General features: G+C 72.0%; 14 protein-coding genes and 1 pseudogene. 9 read left to right on the top strand and 6 right to left on the bottom strand.

Translation table 11 applies throughout. From position 1 onward, the window contains the following. Positions 1-110: 110 nt before the first annotated feature. Positions 111-2,840, bottom strand: coding sequence for a LuxR family transcriptional regulator (locus tag HZZ00_RS19435; protein WP_180327627.1), 2,730 nt, complete (start codon positions 2,838-2,840; stop codon positions 111-113). Positions 2,841-2,966: 126 nt separating this feature from the next. Here HZZ00_RS19435 and HZZ00_RS19430 point away from each other — a divergent pair, with 126 nt between their 5' ends. Next, positions 2,967-3,881: an MBL fold metallo-hydrolase gene (locus tag HZZ00_RS19430; RefSeq protein ID WP_180327626.1), complete on the top strand. Its 915-nt coding sequence runs from the start codon at positions 2,967-2,969 to the stop codon at positions 3,879-3,881. 21 nt (positions 3,882-3,902) lie between these two features. Next, a complete protein-coding gene (locus tag HZZ00_RS19425; RefSeq protein WP_180327625.1) occupies positions 3,903-5,396 on the top strand; it encodes a carboxylesterase/lipase family protein in 1,494 nt (497 codons plus the stop codon). A gap of 152 nt (positions 5,397-5,548) precedes the next feature. Here the strand turns inward: HZZ00_RS19425 and HZZ00_RS19420 are convergent, their stop codons facing one another. Continuing rightward, on the bottom strand, positions 5,549-6,556 hold the full coding sequence (locus HZZ00_RS19420; RefSeq protein WP_180327624.1) for an aldo/keto reductase: 1,008 nt from the start codon (positions 6,554-6,556) through the stop codon (positions 5,549-5,551). A gap of 83 nt (positions 6,557-6,639) precedes the next feature. Then, positions 6,640-7,311 (bottom strand): TetR/AcrR family transcriptional regulator, encoded by a 672-nt coding sequence (locus tag HZZ00_RS19415; RefSeq protein ID WP_180327623.1) that lies wholly within the window; start codon positions 7,309-7,311, stop codon positions 6,640-6,642. Between the two features lie 176 nt (positions 7,312-7,487). Here HZZ00_RS19415 and HZZ00_RS19410 point away from each other — a divergent pair, with 176 nt between their 5' ends. Beyond that, a complete protein-coding gene (locus HZZ00_RS19410; protein WP_180327622.1) occupies positions 7,488-8,519 on the top strand; it encodes a medium chain dehydrogenase/reductase family protein in 1,032 nt (343 codons plus the stop codon). A 339-nt stretch (positions 8,520-8,858) separates the two neighbouring features. On the opposite strand, the gene HZZ00_RS19405 is transcribed toward HZZ00_RS19410, so the two are convergent. Further along, a complete protein-coding gene (locus HZZ00_RS19405; protein WP_257584872.1) occupies positions 8,859-9,734 on the bottom strand; it encodes a LysR family transcriptional regulator in 876 nt (291 codons plus the stop codon). A gap of 121 nt (positions 9,735-9,855) precedes the next feature. On the opposite strand from HZZ00_RS19405, the gene HZZ00_RS19400 reads away from it, so the two are divergent. Both HZZ00_RS19400 and HZZ00_RS19395 read left to right on the top strand, forming a co-directional pair. After that, the gene (locus HZZ00_RS19400; protein WP_180333601.1) at positions 9,856-10,854 is read left to right on the top strand and encodes an NADP-dependent oxidoreductase; all 999 of its coding nucleotides are present in this window, start codon (positions 9,856-9,858) and stop codon (positions 10,852-10,854) included. A gap of 283 nt (positions 10,855-11,137) precedes the next feature. After that, on the top strand, positions 11,138-13,216 hold the full coding sequence (locus HZZ00_RS19395) for a WD40 repeat domain-containing protein (RefSeq protein ID WP_180327620.1): 2,079 nt from the start codon (positions 11,138-11,140) through the stop codon (positions 13,214-13,216). A 732-nt stretch (positions 13,217-13,948) separates the two neighbouring features. On the opposite strand, the gene HZZ00_RS19390 is transcribed toward HZZ00_RS19395, so the two are convergent. After that, on the bottom strand, positions 13,949-14,527 hold the full coding sequence (locus HZZ00_RS19390) for a dienelactone hydrolase family protein (RefSeq protein WP_180327619.1): 579 nt from the start codon (positions 14,525-14,527) through the stop codon (positions 13,949-13,951). 491 nt (positions 14,528-15,018) lie between these two features. Between HZZ00_RS19390 and HZZ00_RS19385 the strand changes: the two genes are divergently transcribed. The 3 genes and pseudogenes from HZZ00_RS19385 to HZZ00_RS19375 all read left to right on the top strand — a co-directional run bounded on the left by HZZ00_RS19385 (position 15,019) and on the right by HZZ00_RS19375 (position 17,206). Further along, complete coding sequence (locus HZZ00_RS19385) at positions 15,019-15,855, top strand: alpha/beta hydrolase (RefSeq protein WP_374028556.1); 837 nt, start codon at positions 15,019-15,021, stop codon at positions 15,853-15,855. Then, positions 15,821-16,690, top strand: a pseudogene (locus HZZ00_RS19380) (IS5 family transposase). The gene HZZ00_RS19385 and the pseudogene HZZ00_RS19380 overlap by 35 nt, the downstream one beginning before the upstream one ends. Positions 16,691-17,029: 339 nt before the next feature. After that, positions 17,030-17,206: a hypothetical protein gene (locus HZZ00_RS19375; protein ID WP_180327576.1), complete on the top strand. Its 177-nt coding sequence runs from the start codon at positions 17,030-17,032 to the stop codon at positions 17,204-17,206. A 190-nt stretch (positions 17,207-17,396) separates the two neighbouring features. Here HZZ00_RS19375 and HZZ00_RS19370 read toward each other — a convergent pair whose 3' ends face one another. Further along, positions 17,397-18,308, bottom strand: a complete 912-nt coding sequence (locus HZZ00_RS19370; RefSeq protein WP_219013904.1) for an LLM class flavin-dependent oxidoreductase — start codon at positions 18,306-18,308, stop codon at positions 17,397-17,399. 61 nt (positions 18,309-18,369) lie between these two features. On the opposite strand from HZZ00_RS19370, the gene HZZ00_RS19365 reads away from it, so the two are divergent. Continuing rightward, positions 18,370-18,831, top strand: a complete 462-nt coding sequence (locus HZZ00_RS19365; protein ID WP_180327618.1) for a MarR family winged helix-turn-helix transcriptional regulator — start codon at positions 18,370-18,372, stop codon at positions 18,829-18,831. The last annotated feature ends 591 nt before the right edge of the window (positions 18,832-19,422 follow it).

Genomic DNA, 19,422 nt, shown 5'->3' with positions numbered 1-19,422 from the left:
TTCGCGAGGCGAAACCACCAGACCGTGTGATCTCTCCCAGTAACTGGTTGATCCAGACGAAACGCCCTAGAAGGGCCTGTGTTCCGGAGAACCGCGTAGCCCGGGGCCCCTCACCGGGGGCCCTCGACGAGGTCGCGCAGTTGGGAGCGGGCGGTGATGCCGAGCTTGGGGTAGCTGCGGTAGAGGTGCGAGCCGACCGTGCGCGGGGAGAGGAAGAGCTTCTCGCCGATCTCCCGGTTGGTCAGCCCGTCGGCGGCGAGCTTGATGATCTGCTGCTGTTGCGGGGAGAGTTCGGCGAGCGCGTCGGGGGCGGCGGTGGTGACGTCGAGGCCGGCGGCGCGTGACTCGGTGCGGGCGCGTTGGGTCCACGGGCGCGCGCCCAGGCGCCGGAAGACCTCCAGGGCTTCGGTGAGCGGCACGCGCGCCTCCGTGATGCGGCGCCGTCGCCGTAGCCACTCGGCGAAGTCCAGCAGGGTCTGGGCGCGCTCGAAGGGCCACTGTCTCAGCACGGGGTCGGCCAGAGCCGCCCGAAAGTACGGCTCGGCGTCTCGGGGACCGGCCAGCAGGCCACGCGCCCGGTTGATCAGTGCGCGCAGGCGGGGCGAGACGTCGCCGGCGAGGGTGCGTGCGGCACGTTCGACGATCGCGGCGGCCTCCGCGTGCCGGTCGGCCCGCACCGCTGCGGCGGCCAGATCCGCAAGGGCCGGGTAGGAGGCGTGGTAGTGCACCGGCGCGCCATCTGCCGTGAAGACCGTTCGGAGTTGCTCGAACGCCGTCTCGTGGGCGCCCTCCGCGAGGGCAGCGGCGCCGAGCGCGCGGCGGGCGAAGACGTACACCGAACGGCTCTCCAGCGGGTCGATCAGGGCGAGCGCTTCCTCGGCCCGGGCGCGGGCGGCCGTCGGATCGCCCTGATAGGCCAGCACAGCGGCGTCGACCGCGGCCGCGCACGCCACGGCGTGATCCAGGCCGGCCGCCACGCCGACCGCGCTGCCGCGGGCGCAGGCCTCCCGGGCCCGCTCCCATCTGCCCAGTTCCACATAGCTCCAGGCGGCCGCGCCGCCCAGGCCGTCCGGCAGCGCCCCGCGCGACCCCCAGCGGTCGAAAGCCTCGTCGAAGGCGAGGACGGCCCGCGGGGTCTCGTCGAGCAGCCAGGCCATGACACCGTAGGCGGTGAGCCGGCCGGGGTGGCTGCGCGCCTCGGCGGCGACCCTCGGGAGTCGGGCGAGGAGTTCGGCGCGGTCGTCGAAGGGGTCGGACACCGCCCGCACCCAGGTGCGCAGCCATGCGCGTGAGGCGTCCTCGCGCAGCCCGCGCAGCGCGGCCTCGATGTGGTCCTTCTGGGTGTCCTGTCCGGAGTAATAGCGAACCACGGCCGCGCCGGCCAGGACGTCCAGCGCGGTGGACGGCTCGACGGGTGCCAACTCCTCGGCGGCGTCCAGCAGTTGGGGGAAGACTACGCTGTGGCGCACGGTCAGTACGGCCAGTCGTCCGACCTGCGCCGCGGCTTCGGCGAGGAGGGAGGCGTCGTCGGTGCGGGCCCGTGCCGCAGTCGCCAGTTCCTCGACCCAGGCGAGGTCACCGGTGAGCGCTGCCTCCGCGGCGGCCTCGACGAGCAGCCGGGCACCGTCCCCGGGGTGCGGCGAGAGGTCGGCGGCACGCTGCAGGGCCTTGGCCGCCGCCGCGTGGCCGCCGCGGCGCCGGGCCCGGTCGGCCGTCCGCTTCAGCTCCCCGGACACGCCCGCGTCCGGGCGCGTGGCCGCGGCGGCGGCATGCCAGGCACGCCGGTCGGGCTCATCCCGCAGCGACCGGGCGAGCACCAGGTGGGCCTCGCGCCGGGCGTCGGGGGACGCGCCGTGGTACACGGCGGAGCGGACGAGGGGATGACTGAACCGCGGAAAGCGCCCGGTGCTCCGGATCAGACCGGCCCGCTCGGCAGGCGGCCATGCCGCGTCCGCGGCGTCCGGCACCGCGGCGGAGAGGGCGAGCGCGGAGTCGACGCTGTCCATGGCGGCCAGGAGCAGCAGGGCCCGCCTGGTGGGGGTGGGCAGGTCTGCCAGGCGGGCCGCGAAGATCCGCTCCAGGTGGGCCGTGAGCGGGAGCGGGCCCGCGGGCGGCGGCGTACCGCCCGGCCCGGGTGCGGCGGCGGCCCTCGCCAGTTCGACCAGTGCGAGGGGGTTGCCCTCGGCCTGGTCGAGGATCCGCGTCCTGGTCCAGCCGGTGGGTCTGTGCGGCTGCAGGTCGAGCAGCCGGCCGGCCGCGGCGTCGTCGAGCGGTCCCAGCGTGAGCGTGGACACGTGCCGGTCGAAGCCCGGGAGGTGATCGCCGACGCGGGCCGTGACCAACATCGTGACCGGTTCGCCCGCGAGGCGCCGGGCGGCGAAGGAGAGGACGTCCATGGAGGCGCGGTCGAACCACTGGGCGTCGTCGAGCGCGACGAGCACGGGCGCGCGCGTTCCCCGGGTCGAGAGCACGCTCAGGACCGCGACACCGATCAGCATGAGGTCGCAGTCCGACGTGGCCGGGCCCGCGCCGAAGGCGCCGAGCAGCGCAGCGCGCTGCCGCTCGGGCAGCCCGTCGATGTCGGCCGACACGGGCCGCAGCAACTGGTGCAGGGCGGAGAACGCCAGGTTCGACTCCGACTCGCTGCCCTCGGCGCGCAGGACCCGGGCGCCGTCCGCTTCGGCCCGCCGTACCGCGCGGTCGAGCAGCGTGCTCTTGCCCATGCCCATATCGCCGAGGAGCAGCAGGACGGAGTCGTCCGCGACCGGGTCCAGCGCGCGGAAAAGGCCTGCCAGTTCCTCGTCCCGGCCAACGATCCGCTCTCCCTCGCGCGCTTCCACGAAGCCAGGCTACAAGCGGCCCGGCCGGGGACGGAGGGTGCACGAAGGTGCAGTCAGGTGTCGGATACCGCCGTACCGGCGCCCCTCGTAGGTTCCAGGAACACCCCGAATCCTTGAGGAACACCCATGGAACAGATCACGCTCGGCAACGTATCCGTCACCCGCGTCCGGGAGTACTACGGGCCCGTCGACATGCAGCCCCACACTTTCTTCCCGGAAAGCTCGCAGGAAGTCTGGAAGGACGGCGCCCACTGGCTGGCCCCGCACTTCCTGGACTCGGAGACCAACGTCGTCAATTCGGCGATCCAGACCTGGCTGCTGCGAAGTCAGGGCAAGACCATCCTCGTCGACACCGGTGTGGGCAACCACAAGGAGCGCCCGTACGCGCCGGTCTGGAGCCACCTCAAGACGAACTTCCTGGACAACCTCGCCCGGGCAGGCGTCCAACCCGAGGACGTGGACATCGTGATCAACACGCATCTCCACATCGACCACGTCGGCTGGAACACCTACCTGGACGGGCGGCGTTGGGTGCCCACGTTCCCCAACGCCACCTACCTCATGCCGAAGGACGACTTCGACTTCTGGAACCCGGAGAACAACCACAAGCCGCTGTTCGGCCGCGGCAACCAGAACGTCTTCGAGGACAGCGTGGCCCCGGTGCACGCCGCCGGCCGGACGCTGCTGTGGGAGAACAGCCACCGGATCGACTCCGACCTGCGCCTGGACGCGGCTCCCGGCCACACCCCGGGTTCCTCCGTGCTGACGCTCACCTCCGGGACGGACCGCGCGGTGTTCGTCGGCGACCTGCTGCACAACCCGGTGCAGATCCTCGAACCGGACGCCAACAGCTGCTTCTGCGAGGACCCCGCGGGCGCCCGCGCCACCCGCCGCAAGGTGCTGGGCTGGGCGGCCGACAACAACGTGCTCGTGATCCCCGCCCACCTGGGCGGCCACGGCGCCGCCGAGATCACGCGCAGGGACGACACGTTCGACATCAAGGGCTGGGCGCCCTTCGCCCCGTACACCGAGCAGGGCTGACGCCCGCAGAAAGGCACCGCTGTGCACTTCGAACCCGAGCCCGTCGTCACCACCGCACAGGGAGCCGTCCGCGGTCTCCGCCACGGCGACGGCACCGCCGCCTTCCTGAACATCCCCTACGCCGCTCCTCCCCTCGGCGCCGGCCGGTTCGCCCCGCCGCGGCCGCACGAACCCTGGGACGGCGTACGGGACGCCACCACGCCCGGCCCCAACGCCCCGCAGTCCGAGCGCAAGCTCGGCAGCGTGGACATGTCCCCCTACTTCGGCACCGGTTGGAGTCGAGGGGAGGACTACCTCACCGTCAACGTCTTCCAGCCCGCGGCCGGTGCCGACGGCCTGCCCGTCATGGTGTTCGTCCACGGCGGCGGATTCGTCGCCGGGTCGACGCGGTCCGCACTGTACGACGGCTCCGCCTTCGCCCGCGACGGCATCGTCCTGGTCACTCTCAACTACCGGCTCGGCATCGCCGGGTTCCTCGACATCCCCGGGTCACCCGCCAACCGCGGACTGCTCGACGTCGTCGCCGCGCTGCGCTGGGTGCGGGAGAACATCGCCGTCTTCGGGGGCGACCCGGACAACGTCACCCTCTTCGGCCAGTCGGCGGGAGCGACCATCGTCGGCGGCGTCCTCGCCACTTCCGACGCAGCGGGCCTCGTGCGCCGGGCGATCGTGCAGAGCGGCAGCGGCCTGGGCGCGTTCACGACCGAGCAGGCCGCCCGCGTCACCAAGGCCGCGGCCGGGGCCTTGGGCATCGAGCCCCGCGTCGACGCCTTCGCGGACGTCTCCGACGAGCACCTGGTCGAGGTCGTCTCCAAGCTCGCGGGAATCGACTTGCAGACCGCCACGCACCACGACCCGCTGATCGGCCTCAGCCCGTTCAGCCTGGTCCTCGACACGCAGCCCGCCGAATCCATCGCCGCCGGCCTGAGCGCCGACGTGGACCTGCTCGTCGGGACCAACACCGAGGAGGGAAACCTCTACCTGGTCCCGGTGGGCAAGTACGCCACCTCGACCGCCGCGGATGTCGACGCCACGGCGGCGCGCTCGCACCCGAAGCCCGCGCAGCTCGTGGAGACGTACCGCACGACACGCCCAGGGGCCTCTTACGGCGAACTGCGGTCGGCCATCATGGGTGACGCGCTGTTCGGCGCGGGCAGTTGGGCCATGGCCGGCGCACATGCCGCCCACCCCCGGTCCGCGACGTTCGGTTATGAGTTCGCCTGGCGCTCCCACGCCCTCGACGGAGACCTCGGCGCCACCCACGCGGTGGAGCTCCCCTTCGTCTTCGATCTCGCGGAGCTGCCCCGACTGCGGGGCGCGGATGCCCTCCTCGGCCCCGACCAGCCACCCGCGGACCTGGCCGCCCGGACACACGAGGCATGGGTCCGGTTCGCGCGGACCGGCAACCCCGGCTGGGAGGCGTACGACACCGCACGCCGGGCCACGATGCGCATCGACGCCGAGTGGACCCTGGTGTACGACCCCCGCGGCCCGGAACGACGGGCCTGGATCTGACCGGCGCGCCGACACGATTCAACGGGGATGGCGGTAGCCGGAAGCGTGCCGCAGTCGGCCGGCATCGGCGAGTGCTTCGGCCCGCGCCCGCGTCGAGGCGAGGGGGATGGGAGTCGGTGCCAGTTCTCACGCGCGCCCGGCGGTGGCCCGTACTACCGGGAGCCCGCCACAGGGTGCTTGTAGAAGGACTCCTCCAAGTAGGCGGCCTCGTGCGGCTGGTAGGGCTCCTCCAGGTAGGCGGCCTCGTCTTCGTCGAGTTCGACGTCCACCGCGGCGACCGCGTCGGCCAGCTGGGCCGGCTTGGTGACCCCGACGATGGGCGAGGTCACCACCGGGTTGCGCATGACCCAGGCCAGGGCGACCTGGGCCGGGGACAGACCCCGCTCGCCCGCGACCTCGTGGACGCGTTCGGCCACTGCCTGGTCCTCGTCGCGGTAGAGGATCCTGCCGCCCTCGTCGGTCTCGGCACGCGCCGTGGCGGTGTTCCCGGCCCGTGTCAGCCTGCCCCGCGCCAGCGGGCTCCACGGGATCACGCCGATGCCCTGGTCGGCGCAGAGCGGGAGCATCTCCCGCTCTGCTTCCCGGTGGATGAGGTTGTAGTGGTCCTGCATCGACACGAACCGGGTCCAGCCGTTCAGGTCGGCCAGGTACAGGGCCTTGGCGAACTGCCAGGCGTACATGGAAGAGGCTCCGATGTAGCGGACCTTCCCGGACTTGACCGCGTCGTGCAGCGCCTCGAGGGTTTCCTCGATCGGGGTGTCGTAGTCCCAGCGGTGGATCTGGTACAGGTCGATGTAGTCGGTCCCCAGTCGTTTCAGAGAGGCGTCGAGCTCGGTGAAGATCGCCTTGCGGGACAGCCCGGCGCCGTTCGGGCCGGGGCGCATCCGCATCCAGACCTTGGTGGAGAGGACGACCTCCTCGCGCCGGACGAAGTCCCTCACCGCCCGGCCGACGATCTCCTCGCTGCTTCCGGCGCTGTACCCATTGGCCGTGTCGAGGAAGTTGACGCCACTCTCAAGGGCCTTCTTGATGATGTCCCGGCCGGCGTCCGCGCCCAGCGACCAGGGTTCGCCACCCCGGTCCGGCTCGCCGAAGCTCATACAGCCGAGGGCGATGGCGGAGACTTCCAGTCCGGTCGTTCCGAGCTTGATGTATCGCATGCCTCCGAACGTAGGAGTTGGAGTGCGTTCCAACGCAACACGTCTCGATCCGGAATGCGGAGGCGGGGAGTGCAAGTGGCTTCTCAGGTTCCAGCCTGCTGTCGCGTCAGGTCGCGCAGTTCGTGCTCGTACAGCTCGGCCGGGTCGAATCCCATGCCGGTGAAGTGGCCTGCCAGTTCCAGGGAGAGGGCGCCGTGCAGGCGGGTCCAGAAGTGCAGGGCGAGGCGCAGGGCCGACGGGGGAGCGGGGTGGTCACCTGCCCACTGCCGGTGTCCGGCGAGGTGGGACTCGAACGCGGTGTCCTGCGCGGCGGGCGCGGCGGGGCTTGCGGCCGGCCGGGCGGCGTCCAGGAGGGCGTCCATGATCTCCGACGCGATCTGGGTGACGTCGTCGGGCGCGTGGTAGCCGGGGACCGGTGTGCCGTAGATGAGGAAGTAGCGCTGGGGGTCCTCCAGTGCCCAGGTGCGCAGCGCGCGCCCGAGTCCGGCGAGGTCGGCGTCTGAGGCGGCCGCGGCGCGGATGGTGTCGGCGAGGCTGCGGTAGGCGTCGCGGATCAGTTCGGTGATGAGGTCGTCCCGGCTCGAGAAGTACCGGTAGAGCGCGGGGCCGCTCATGCCCAGCTGCTTGGCGATGGCGTTGAGGGACAGTCCCGGCGCTCCGGCCGCGGCGATCTGCTCCCAGGCGCGCTCCTTGATCTCGGCCCTCAGCTGGGCCCGGTAGCGCTCGCGTGGGGTTTCCTTGCCCGCGGTCTCCATGTGCTCGTCCCTTCCCTGTCGTCTCTGGCGGTTACCAGGTGTCGGCGGAGCGGCTTTCCCCCAAGCTGTAGTTAGACCCTATTACGAACACGCTTGACTGTCACTCTTCGCTCGCGTTATAACCTCTAACGAAAGCGCCAGTCACTAACCGACTGGTCGAGTCGAGGGAGGTCGTCATGAACGCCGCTGTGATGGTCGAGGTCGTGCTGCCGGGCAAGGTCGAGCCGGAAGGGCTCCAGGTGCGCCAGGGCGCTGTTCCGGCTCCCGGGCCGGGCCAGGTCGTGATCCGGATGGAGGCGACCGGTGTCTCCTTCGCGGAACAGCAGATGCGCCGCGGCCGCTACTACGACCAGCCGCCCTTCCCGTTCGTCCCCGGCTACGACGTGGTCGGCACCGTGGCGGAGACCGGCGAGGGTGTCGATGCGGGTCTGGCAGGCACCCGGGTGGCCGCCCTGCTGAAGGTCGGTGGCTGGGCCAGTCACGTGGTCGTCGACGCCGCCGACCTGGTGCGAGTCCCGGACGGGATCGGCGCGGCGGAGGCGGAGACCGTGGTGATCAACGGCATCACGGCCTGGCAGATGCTGCACCGCAAGGCCCGCGTCCGTGCCGGGCAGACCGTCCTGGTGCACGGCGCCAACGGAGGGGTCGGCTCGGTCCTGGTCCAGCTGGCCCACGCGGCCGGCGCGAAGGTGATCGGCACCGCGTCCGCACGCCACCACGCCGCCCTGCGCGCACAGGGGGTGACGCCGGTCGACTACCGGACCGACAACGTCCCCGCCCGCCTCCGCGAGCTCGCACCGCACGGCGTGGACGCCGTCTTCGACCACGTCGGCGGCCCCGGCATCGTCGACTCCTGGCGCCTGCTCGCGCCCGGCGGCACGCTCGTCTCCTACGGCAGCGCCTCCACCCGCGACGACGAGGGCTCAAAGCAGTGGCCGGTGCTCAAGCTCCTCGGCCGCGTCTGGCTGTGGAACACGCTGCCCAACCGCCGCCGCGCCTACTTCTTCAACGTCTGGGCCGGCCGTGCCCTGTCCAAGAACCGGTTCCGCGCCCGGCTGCGCACCGACCTCACCCAGGTGTTCGAAGCCCTTCAGCGGGGCGAGATCACCGCCCGGATCGCGGCCGAACTGCCCCTCGGCCAGGCCGCCGAGGCGATGCGGCTCGCCGAGTCCGGCACCGTCGCCGGAAAGGTCGTGCTGCACGCCTGACGCATGACACACCAGCCCGCCCACGCATCCCCGACGGCCGCTCTCGGGCGCCCGCCGCGCTGTCCCCGCATGCCCTCCGCGCCGGTCATGGCGCGGACACTCTCAAGAGGAGCCCAAGCCGGCGCCCCTGCTCCGACGCGGAGCGCGGGGGCATGCAGTGCGGAACGCCGTGGGCCCGTCGACTACCCTCACCGCCGCTCCGCCGGCCTCAACCTCACCCTGGCCCGCCGCCCCACCGACGACCAAGCCCACCGCCATGGCGCCCTCCTGCTCAAGAACCGAGCCCGAGGGTCATCCATCGAACATCTCCGCCTGGCGATGCGCCCGCCCCGGTCCTGGTCAGGATGCCGGGGCGGTCAGCACGGCCTTGGCGGCCAGGCGGAGATTCCTGATCATCGGGTTCGGGTCCCCCTTGCGGCTGACCATGACGACCCGGCTGGGAGGCGCGCCCTCGACCGGGATGGTGAGGAGGTCGGGACGCAGCGAGCTGCGCCGGTCACCGACCGGTAGCACGGCGATCGCCCCGCCGCTCGCGACGAGTTCGAGCTTGTCCTCGTAGCTCTCGACCGTTGGCACGTCGGCCCCCAGGACCCGGTAGGAAGTCCAGTCCGCGGTCTCGAACGCACAAGGCATCACCTCTTCGCCGGCCAGTTCCTCCGCGGTCACCGACGCGCGGTCGGCCAGGGGATGGCCGCGCGGGACCACGAGCACCCGGGGCTCGTCGTACAGCGGGGTGGTGGACACGTCGTCGTCGGCGAGCGGCAGCGGGGCCCGCGCGATCAGGGCGTCGACGCGCTTGTCGGCCAGCGCCCCGACGTCGCGGCAGCTCAGATGCCGGGTGGTGATCTCGGCGTCGGGGTGCCGGCGGCGCAGTTCCTGCACGGCGGAAGTGATCACCAGGTCTTCGACGTAGCCGATGGCGATTCGAGCGCTCTGGGCTTGTTCACGTACGGCCAGCTCGGCCTGGCGGGCGGCCCGCAGCAGGGCTTCGGCCCGCGGGAGGAACGTCTGGCCGGCCGGAGTGAGCCGGGTGCCCTGAGGGGTGCGGTCCAGCAGCCGTGTGCCGAGATACTTCTCGAGCCGTTGGATCTGACGGCTCAGCGCCGGCTGGGCCACGTGCAGGTCGGCGGCGGCCCGGCCGAAGTGCCCGTGTGCCGCCACCACGGTGAAGTAGCGCACGAGCCGCAGTTCCAGATCCTGTCCGAGGTCGTTCACCCGTGCAGGATACGCGTCATGCCGTTTCGGAATGATCCGGTTGCCGAACCGGTCTTGGACGGGCATGACGTCCTGGGCCTTGACTGAAGGGGCAACGTTTCCCCGAGAGAGCGAAGGCGCGATGAAGGCGATCCAGATCCACGAAGCGGGCGGTCCGGAGGTTCTGCGGTACGACGAGGTGCCGGTCCCCGAGATCGGCCCGGGCGAAGTGCTCGTCCGGGTGCATGCGGCGGGCATCAACCCGCCGGACTGGTACCTGCGTGAGGGGATGAAGGTCATGCCGGCCGAGATGAGGCCGGCGCTGGAGTTCCCCCTCGTCCCCGGGTCGGACATGTCGGGCGTGGTCGAGGCGGTCGCTCCGGACGTACCGGGGTTCGCCGTCGGCGACGAGGTCTTCGGCATGCTGCGGTTCCCCGGATTCGACGGCCGGACATACGCCCAGTACGTGGCCGCGCCGGCTTCCGACCTGGCGCACAAGCCGGCCGGTATCGACCACGTGCAGGCGGCTGGGGCGCCGATGGCCGTGCTGACCGCGTGGCAGTACCTGATTGATCTCGGCCACGACGTGCCGTCTCCCTTCACCGGCCGGGTGCACCAGCCGGTGCCGATCAAGCCGGGGATGACCGTGCTGGTCAATGGGGCCGCCGGTGGTGTGGGCCACTTCGCGGTGCAACTGGCGAAATGGAGGAAGGCGCACCTCGTCGCGGTGGCCTCGGGCCGGCACGAGCAGTTCCTGCGCAAGCTCGGCGCCGACGAGTTCGTCGACTACACCACGACGCGGGCCGCGGACGTGGTCAGCGGCGTCGACCTGGTCGTCGACACCGTCGGCGGCCCCGCCAGCTCCCGCTTCCTCACCGTGCTCAAGCGCGGCGGCACCATGCTTCCGGTGTTCTTCGCCCAGTTCGACCCGGAAGAGACGGCGCGTCTGGGCATCACCGTCTCGAACATCCAGGTGCGCTCCAACGGCCCACAACTCGCCGAGATCGGGCGCCTGTTCGGCGAGGGCGAGCTTCAGACCGGGGTGGACAGCACCTACCCGCTGTCCGAGGCGGCACGCGCGCACGCGCGAGCCGCGCAGGGACACATCCAAGGCAAGATCGTGCTGACGGTGGCCTCCTGACCGCCGGACCAGCGTCACGGAGAAGCACCCGGGAAGACCGTGACGGAGCGGGCCGACCTCCGGACAGTGCAGCTGCTGAACAAGGAACGGAGCCAGCGACGCTGAAGGCGCGCCGGTGCCCATCGGCGGGCTGGGAGTGGGAGCCGGGCGAGGAGGCGTAGTTCACTACGGGCACGGCAGACCGCCGGCCCTGGCGGTGGCGACCGTCCGCGGGCCCGGGCATGGGCCGCGGAAGGCTCGGGTGCGGGCGGGCGGAGGGTTGGGCGACAAGGGGGAGGCACAGGTGGCGGAGGACGAGCGGGAGGCGGCGCGCCGGGCGGAGATCGTACGGCGGTCGGTGACGCAGCCGCGGGGAACCGGCGGCCGGGAGGCGGCGCTCGGGCAGGTGCTCGCGCTGGAGGCGCTGCGGTTCGGCTGGCGGCTGGAGGACGTCGGCGCGGGCGGTGCGTCGGACGCGCCGTGGGAGCCGGCCTGGGCGACCGGACGGGGCGCGGACGAGCGGCTGGTCCGTGTGCTGCGCTGCGTCATGGACGGCCGACTGGGCGTGTGGGATGGACGGCCCGTCGTGCTGGACCTGGACGGCAGAGGCGACCTGCGCGTCCGTGACGCGGTGACCGGGGAACGGCGGGCGGGCTTCGCCGCCGAGGGCGGGACCCGTCTGGTGGCGGCCGTGCCGGACGGGAAGCGGCTGCTGGTACTGACCGGCCGGGAGGAGGCGGACGGCGCCGGGCAGCCGGGCCGACTGGAGAGCGAGGGCACGCTGCGGCTGCGGGACGTGGTGGACGGAACGCCGGTCGGGGTCCCGTTCGGGCCGGGCAAGGGCCTGGCCATGGTGGGCGCCGGAGTCGTCGTGGACGGGCGGCCGGCGGTGGTGTGCGACGACCGGGACGGGCTGGTGCGGGTCTGGGACCCGGCCACCGGACGTGAGATCGGCGATCCGTACGCGGGCCACGCCCCGGACGGACCGGGGTCCCTGGCCGTGGCGGAACGGGACGCCCGCACGGTCGTCGTGTCGGTGGGGAGGTGGACCGGGGACGTACGGGTGTGGGACCCGGCGACGGGACGTGAGATCGCCGACGACGGCCTCACCGGACCGGTGCGCGAGGGCCCGCCGGGCAAGGCCGGACGGATCGACGCCCTCTGCGTGCGGCGGTACCGCGGGCGGACGTACATCGCGTTCGGCGGCCTCGCCCGCACCGTGCGGTGGCGGGCGCTGGACGACGCCGGGGAGAGCGGCGCCCCCGAACCGTTCGTCGGGCTTGAACAGCCCGTAGTGGACGTGGAGTTCGGAGTGGCGGACGGGCAGCCCGCGGTGGTCGGGCTGGCCTTCGACGGAGTGGCGCGCGTCTGGCGGCCCGAGCGGCGGCGGCACGGCGGCGGCGCGATGGACGGACCCGCCACGGCGCGGCGGGTGCGGGTGACGGCGCGGGTCGCCGGGCGATGGCTGGTCGTGGGCGACGACCCGGACAGCGGCGAGACCGGGGCCTGGAACCCGGCCGACCCGCGGGCCGCGGTCGTGGCGCTGACCAGGCATCGGGGAGGGGTGGCCGCCATGGCCACTTTGACGCAGACCGGGCGGACCCTGCTGGTGACCGCCGGGCACGAGGACCGACTGATACGGATCACCAACCTCGCGACGGCCACCGCAGCGTACCCGCCGATCGACTGCGGCGCCGAGCAACCGCAGTGCCTGGCCACGGCCGTGGTCGACGGGCGGCCGGCGGTGCTGGTCGGGAGCGCGGAGGGGACCGTACGGGTGTGGGACCCGGCAACAGGCCGGCAGCTGCGGCCCGCGCTGAAACCACCGCGCGAGGATGCGGCTCCGCGCCGGATCACGGCCCTCGCCGCCACCACGTCCTCGGACAACGGACCGGCCGTCGTCCTCATCGGACGCTCCGACCACACCGTACGGCGCTGGGAACTGAACCACTGGCAGCCGCTGGGCGGGCCGATGCGCGGGCACCGGCGCGCGGTGTCCCGGATCGTGCCGGTGCGCTGCGGCGACGACGAACTCGCCGTGACCACGGCAGCGTTCGACCCGCAGTTGTGGGTCTGGGACGTGACCACGGGCCGCGCCCGCGACGTGCCCCTGCGCGGACACCGAGGCCTGATCACAGCCCTGGCCGTGACCCGGCTGGGCGGACGCCCGGTGGCGGTGAGCGGTGGCCATGACGGCACCGTACGGACGTGGGACGTCCGGCAGATGACCGAGTTGGGCGAGCCGCTGCGCTTCCCCCACCGGGTAGGAAGCCTCGCCGCGCTGGGGGAGGAGGGCCTGATCGTCGGCTTCGGGGACGACCTGACACTGCTGCGCCCCGCGGAGAGAGCACCTGGCTCGGACGGCCCTTCCTCCGCAGGGTAGCGCGGGCGCTGCCGCCGCTCCGTGCGCACGGACAGGTGGTGCCGGTGGGCGGATCCAGGGGGTAGCCGAGGTGGTCCCGGTGGGCGGATTCCGGGGCTCGGCAGGGGCGTTGCGACGCCTCTGGGGATCCAAGTCGGAGGGGGCTCGACGCCGTGCGTTTGCGGTTCTCCAGCAGCCCGCACCCCGTGCTCCCGGAGACCGGGACCCTCGACCTGCCGGCTCCTGCGGTACGAGCCCTTCCACCCGGTGCGCAGGTCCTCGACGTGGCCGATCGCGTCGCGAGGCACCATGCCCCTGGCGCTGCCGGTGCCGGGCTGCACCCCGATGCCGACTACCGAATGTTGGATGACCGCCTGTCACAGGTCTCGACGAGCCGACCGCCCAGCCACCGCGCGAGGTCCGGACGCACCCTCCCGCACGCGGACCCGACTTTCAGGCGTCGAGGTACCCGCATTTCCGCGTCGCTGGTCCGGAGGGAAAATTTACCCCGGCTCCATGACGGACGGGCACCGACTCCTACCGCCTTGCCCCCACCCCGAGCCGAGGGGTCGGCCCCGGCCGAGTGATTGGTCCGTCCCGATGGGCGGCCCGCCGCCACCGTGCGCATGGCTGACGGTCCTCCGCCCCGGGCGGCCGGCGCAGCCACGAGCGACGAACTCCGTCGTCCGTGACGTCGTCATCGACCCCTGCGCACGGCCGTCTTGCCGCCGACTGGATCAGGTCGTCGACGTCCTACCCGATGCGGTCGAGGAAGCCGAGCACTCGATGGGTGACCTGCGTCGCGGCCTGTTCGTCGTAGGACGGCAGGCTGCTGTCGGTGAACAGGTGCCTGTCGCCGGGGTAGAGGAACAGCTCGGCGTCCGTCGCCTTCTCGGCGAGCGCGCGGGCGGCGTCCGCATCACCCTCCCCGGCGAAGAACGGATCTGCGTCCATGCCGTGAATCTGAACCGGGACGTCTTGGGGCCAGGCGGCGCCGAACTCCGAGACAGGGACACACGCTTCGAGCAACGAGGCCCCCTTTGCTCCGGGGCGGGTCTGGGCCAGCTTCTGCGCCGGCAGGACACCGAGCGAGAAGCCGACATAGACCATCTCCGCAGGCAGCCCCTCGGCGGCGGAGGCTCCGCGCGCGATGAGCGTGTCGAACCCGACGCTCTCGGCATAGGCGGCGCCTTCCTCAAGGCTGTCGAATACCTTCCCTTCGTACAGATCCGGAGCGTGGACGGTGTGTCCGGCCCGTCGCAACTGCTCGGCGAAACCGCGGACTCCGGCAGTCAGCCCGTGTCCATGGTGGAATACCAGCACCTCAGCCATGTCGCTCCCCTCGTGTTGCGGTGCCCGGGTGGCGCCGCGGCACGAGTATGGACCGCAGCACTGACATCCCAGGCCTCGGCCGGACCAGACCAGGCTGGTGGTCACTGTTCACTGTTCGGCAGTGCGAGCGGGGCGCGCCACCATGACCCCGTCACCGGGACGCCTGAGCCGATGGAGCCGGCCATGCCACAGACGCAGGCGAGCCTGCCGCGCAGCCTGACCCGTTGCTGTGTGATGCCTTCGTCGTCGGGCCGGGTGCCCGGCAGGGTGGTTCTGGGTCCACCTCCGTGGGGGTGCTGGACCGCTGGTGGGCCGAACTGGGCGTTCATAGCGTTGTGTATATGATGAATGACACGAACGAAGCAGGAAAAGGTGCCACCCGGCGGACGGCGCTGCGTGGGCTGGGGCTCGCGGTGGGAGGTACGGCACTGGCCACCGCACTCGGAACCTCGCCGGCCGCGGCGGCCCCGCGTCGCGGGTTCGGAACCTACGTGCTGGTGCACGGTACCCACAGCGCCGGCGCGTTCTGGATGCCGATTGCGCGGGAACTGGTGCTGCGCGGCCACCGCGTCGTCATGGTGGACCAGCCGCGGCACGGCGCGGAGGCTTTCGTGGCGGAGTCGTACCAGCGGCAGGACCTCGCAGCGATGGCGGTCGAGCCCTCCCCGCTGAAGGGCCTCGGGCTGGACGACTACGAGGCACGCGTCACGGGCATCGTGCGGCAGGCCGCACGCAACGGCCCGGTGATACTGGTCGGACACAGCCTGGGCGGCGTGTCGGTCAGCCGCGTCGCCGACGCCGTCCCGCACCTGCTCCACCACATCTGCTACATGGCGGCCTTCTGCCCCAGCCGCGTCCTGCCCACGGCGGACGCCTGCACGGCGGCACCCGAGAACGCGAACGCCGTCAGCCCGGTGGAGCTGACGGTGGGCGACCCGGACCGGCTCGGGGTATTGCGGCTGAACTTCCGTACGGGTGTCAGCGCTGACTTGGCCCTGCTGAAGGAGATGATCTGCGCGGACTACCCCGACGCCGCCTTCCGCCGGATACTGGCCGGCATGCAGACCGACGAGCCCGTCGCCGCCTATGCGGGCCGAGCGGTCGGCCGGGCCGGCAACTGGGGACGCCTTCACCGCACATACCTGCGTTTCGGCAGGGACCGTACGATCGCCACCGCGCTCCAGGACAGAATGATCGCGGAAGCCGACGCGTCCACACCCGGCAACAGCTTCCGCGTGCACGATTTCCCCGAGGCGTCACACGTCGGCCCTCTGGATCCCACCCCGGTCGCGGATGTCCTGGACACGCTCGCAAGGCAGGAGGGCTAGGCGGTTTCGTTCGGATCAGTCGGTCGTTGGTCCGGGTGTGCCGTTGACTGACGCGCAGTGGGCGCGGATCGAGCCGTTATTCCCGGACCGGACGCCGAAGCGGGGTGGCCGCTGGCGCGACCATCGTGAGGTGATCGACGCGATTGCCTACAAGTTCCAGACCGGTACGCAGTGGGTCCACCTGCCGGAGAAGTACGGCAACCTGGGAGCGGGTCTTCACCGCCCTGGTGGCCCAGGCCGACGCAGATGAGGACCTCAACTGGGCCGTCTCGGTGGACTCGACGATCGTGCGGGCTCACCAGCACGCGGCTGGGGCCCGCAAAAAGGGGCCCCGGCCGGCGAACCGGACGACCACGCCATCGGCCGGTCCCGGGGCGGGCTGACCACGAAGATCCACCTCGCTGCCGATGCCCGCTGCCGGCCTCTCGCGTTCGTTCTCACCGCGGGCCAGGCCGGTGACGCACCTGCCTTCACCGAGGTCATGGCCCGCCTGCGCGTTCCCCGTCGGCGCGGACGGCCGCGCACCAGGCCGGACCTGGTCCTGGCCGACAAGGCGTACTCCTCGCGTGCGATCCGCGAGCACCTGCGCAGGCGCGGCATCCGGGCAGTGATCCCCGTCCCCGCTGACCAGAGCGGACACCGGCTACGTCGGGGCAGCCGGGGCGGCAGGCCACCGGCCTTCGATCGCGAGACCTACAAGCAGCGCAACACCGTCGAGCGGTGCATCAACCGCCTGAAGCAGTGGCGAGGCATCGCCACCCGCTACGAGAAGACCGCCACCATCTACCTGGCCGGACTCCACATCGCGGGCATCTTCCTCTGGTCCGCCCGGTGACCCAAACGAAACCGCCTAGTTCCTAGGGCATGGGCGACTGCTGGAAGTGCGACGGGTCGTCCCCGCGTCCGCAGGGGCAGCTCACGACACCGCCTTCCCCCGACCGAGGACCCTGCTGTCGTCCCCGCGCCCGCGGGGACGGATATGAACCGCACCAAAGGCAGAGGGAACACAAAGCCCTTCCTAAGGTCCAGGTCAGGAAGTGTCCTCCCCGCCGACGCGGGGGTGTTCCGACCATCTGGTTCTTACTGATGTCCGACCGCCAGTCCTCCCCGTCGACGCGGTGTGCCGAACCCGGTTCGGGGCCACCGCCTGCCTCACCGTGTCCTCCCCACCGACGTGGGGTGTTCCGCCGTCCTTGGACTCTCCGGTGCGGACGCCGTCGAGGCCGCGACGAAGGCCGCCGATGCGGCCCGGGAGCGCGCGCAGTACCTGCTCGCGACACGGCTGGAGCAGCTGCGCGAACTCGCCGCGCGCCAGCTGGACGGCGACACGGCCGGGGCGGTGATCGCGTGACCGAGCTGAGCGGCGTCGACCTCACGCACCAGGCCCTGATCGCGGCCCGGGAGGCGACGAAGAAGAGCGGCGCCACCGACCCCCGGGTCGGCGGGGAGCTTTCGAGGCCGCCCCGAGCACGCGTCCGGGGCGGCGGAACACCCCCGCGTCGGCGGGGAGCGAGGTTGTCGGTGTCGCTTGCCAAGGCCGGTCAGGCACCCTTCTCACGGACCGGGGTGACAATCTCGTCGACAAGCCAGCGTGCGGCCTTGTCCGGATAGGGGCGGGGCAGCGCGAGTACGACGTGCCGGATGCCGGCGGCGGCGAGTGCGCGGACGTGGGCTCGGGTGGTGGCAGGGGCGGCGTAGTCGACGATGATCTGCACGGAGCGGGTGATCTCTGCGGGGTCGCGTCCGATCGCTGCGCAGTGCGCGTCCAGGATTCGGGCGCGCTCGGTGATCCAGTCGGTGCTGTTGTGGGGCGGGCCGGGGACGTTCCAGATGTCGGCGTGTTCGGCGATGATGCGCAGGGTGCGGTCGCCCCAGCCGCCGAGCAGCAGTGGCGGGCCGCCGGGCCGGGTCGGGCCGGGGCCGTTGCGGGTGCCGCGCAGGGTGGTGAAGAGTCCGTCGTGATCGAAGACCTCCTCGGTCCACATGCGGCTCAGGATGGTGATCGTCTCGGTGAGGCGGGCCAGTCCCTCGCCGGGACTCGGGAGCGGGAGGCCGTAGGCGGCGTACTCGGCGACGGCCGGGTTGGGGCCGTCGGGCTGTCGGGTGCCGCCGACGCCCAGGCCCATGATCAGGCGCCCTTGGGAGATCACGTCCACGGTGGTGGCGATCTTTCCGAGGTGTGCGGGGGCACGCAGCATGTTGCTGGTGACGAGCAGGCCGAGACGGAGTCGGGTGGTACGAGCGGCCAGTGCGGCCAGCAGTGTCCAGCCCTCCAGGACGGCCCCTCCGGGCGGTCCGGCCAGCGGCATCAGGTGGTCCCACAGCCAAGCGTCGTCGAGTTCGGGCAGATCGTCAGCCTCCTCCCAGACGCGGAGGATGTCTTTGTAGGCCAGGTGCATGGGCGTCGTCTTGAGGCCGAAGCGGAGCGCGCGGTGGGGTGCATCAACGAGCATGACCGTCACCGTAGTGGATCGTCAGTAATGCTGACTATCAGGTGCCGGTTAAGATTTGGGGATGGCGGAGAATGACGACGACGGGGCCGCGGTCGAGGAGCTGCTCGGCACGCGGCTGGGCTACCTCCTCAAGCACGCGCAGCTGCGGCTGGCCAAGCATGCCGGGCCCGCGCTGGCCCCGTTCGGTCTGGACGCACGGGAGTTGGCGGTGCTCGCGGTGCTGGCGGCGGGCCGCCCGCTGTCGCAGCTGGAGGCCGCGCGGCGACTGGGCGTGGACCGAACGACGATGGTCGCGCTCGTCGACGCGCTGGAGGGCAAGGGGCTGGTGGAGCGGCGCCGCAGTGAGGAGGACCGGCGTCGCAACGTCGTTGAGTTGACGGAGCGAGGCAGACGGGCGCGGGCCGATGCGGAGGACGCCCGAGAGGCGGCGGAACGCGAATTCCTCGCCCCGCTCGGCGAGAATGACGCGGCACGTCTGGTAAAGGCGCTGCAGGTGCTGATCAGAACTCCGAACAGGCCCTGAAAGGCCCTCATCCAACCTCACTCACGGAGGTGACGCCTTCGGAAGCCGCAGCGGTGGATGCCCGGCGGCCAGACCGCGGCGCCCCTCCTCGACGTGACGGTCCTCGACACCCACGCTCAGATACCGGTGTCCCAAGAGGCTGTACGCCGATGACCACACCCGGGGCGCCGGTCCTGCCGACCATCGGCACCGAGCTGGTCCGCTGCACCTACAGACGCGGTCCTGGGAGACCCCCGGATCGGGCCGCCCCGGCTGGACGACGAGCAGCGCGGCCCTGCCCGACAAGGACCTGTTCGACCTGGCGATCCCTGACCCGGTCCCCGCTGGCCCTGTACGGCTACGCCGCCTGACCGCGGCCCATATCCCCTGCCCGGCGACCGGGTCCAGGCGGTGGGCGGCGGCCAGGTGCAGGCCTTGGCGCTGGCAGCCGACCAGGAGGAGCCGGTCGCGGTCGGGGCAGCAGCGGCGCGTTCTGCGGGGCCTCGGTGCAGTCGACGGCGTGGAGCACGGCGCCGCCGGGCCCGCGGCCGGCCTTCTGCGGCACCCACCCCGAAGGGCGGCGCGGCCCCAGGGCCTCGCGTACCGGCGACG

Source organism: Streptomyces sp. NEAU-sy36 (assembly GCF_013423905.1).
Classification (GTDB): domain Bacteria; phylum Actinomycetota; class Actinomycetes; order Streptomycetales; family Streptomycetaceae; genus Streptomyces; species Streptomyces misionensis.
The sequence above is the reverse complement of the archived record's forward strand: the minus strand, read 5'-3'. Positions and strand labels throughout refer to the sequence as shown.

What these genes read in the sequence shown, in the direction of transcription:
- HZZ00_RS19410 (WP_180327622.1), top strand. Translation starts at nt 7,488, where the DNA reads ATGAACGCCGCTGTGATGGTCGAGGTCGTGCTGCCGGGCAAGGTCGAG.
- HZZ00_RS19400 (WP_180333601.1), top strand. Translation starts at nt 9,856, where the DNA reads ATGAAGGCGATCCAGATCCACGAAGCGGGCGGTCCGGAGGTTCTGCGG.
- HZZ00_RS19365 (WP_180327618.1), top strand. Translation starts at nt 18,370, where the DNA reads ATGGCGGAGAATGACGACGACGGGGCCGCGGTCGAGGAGCTGCTCGGC.
- HZZ00_RS19430 (WP_180327626.1), top strand. Translation starts at nt 2,967, where the DNA reads ATGGAACAGATCACGCTCGGCAACGTATCCGTCACCCGCGTCCGGGAG.
- HZZ00_RS19420 (WP_180327624.1), bottom strand. Translation starts at nt 6,556, where the DNA reads ATGCGATACATCAAGCTCGGAACGACCGGACTGGAAGTCTCCGCCATC.
- HZZ00_RS19415 (WP_180327623.1), bottom strand. Translation starts at nt 7,311, where the DNA reads ATGGAGACCGCGGGCAAGGAAACCCCACGCGAGCGCTACCGGGCCCAG.
- HZZ00_RS19390 (WP_180327619.1), bottom strand. Translation starts at nt 14,527, where the DNA reads ATGGCTGAGGTGCTGGTATTCCACCATGGACACGGGCTGACTGCCGGA.
- HZZ00_RS19370 (WP_219013904.1), bottom strand. Translation starts at nt 18,308, where the DNA reads ATGCTCGTTGATGCACCCCACCGCGCGCTCCGCTTCGGCCTCAAGACG.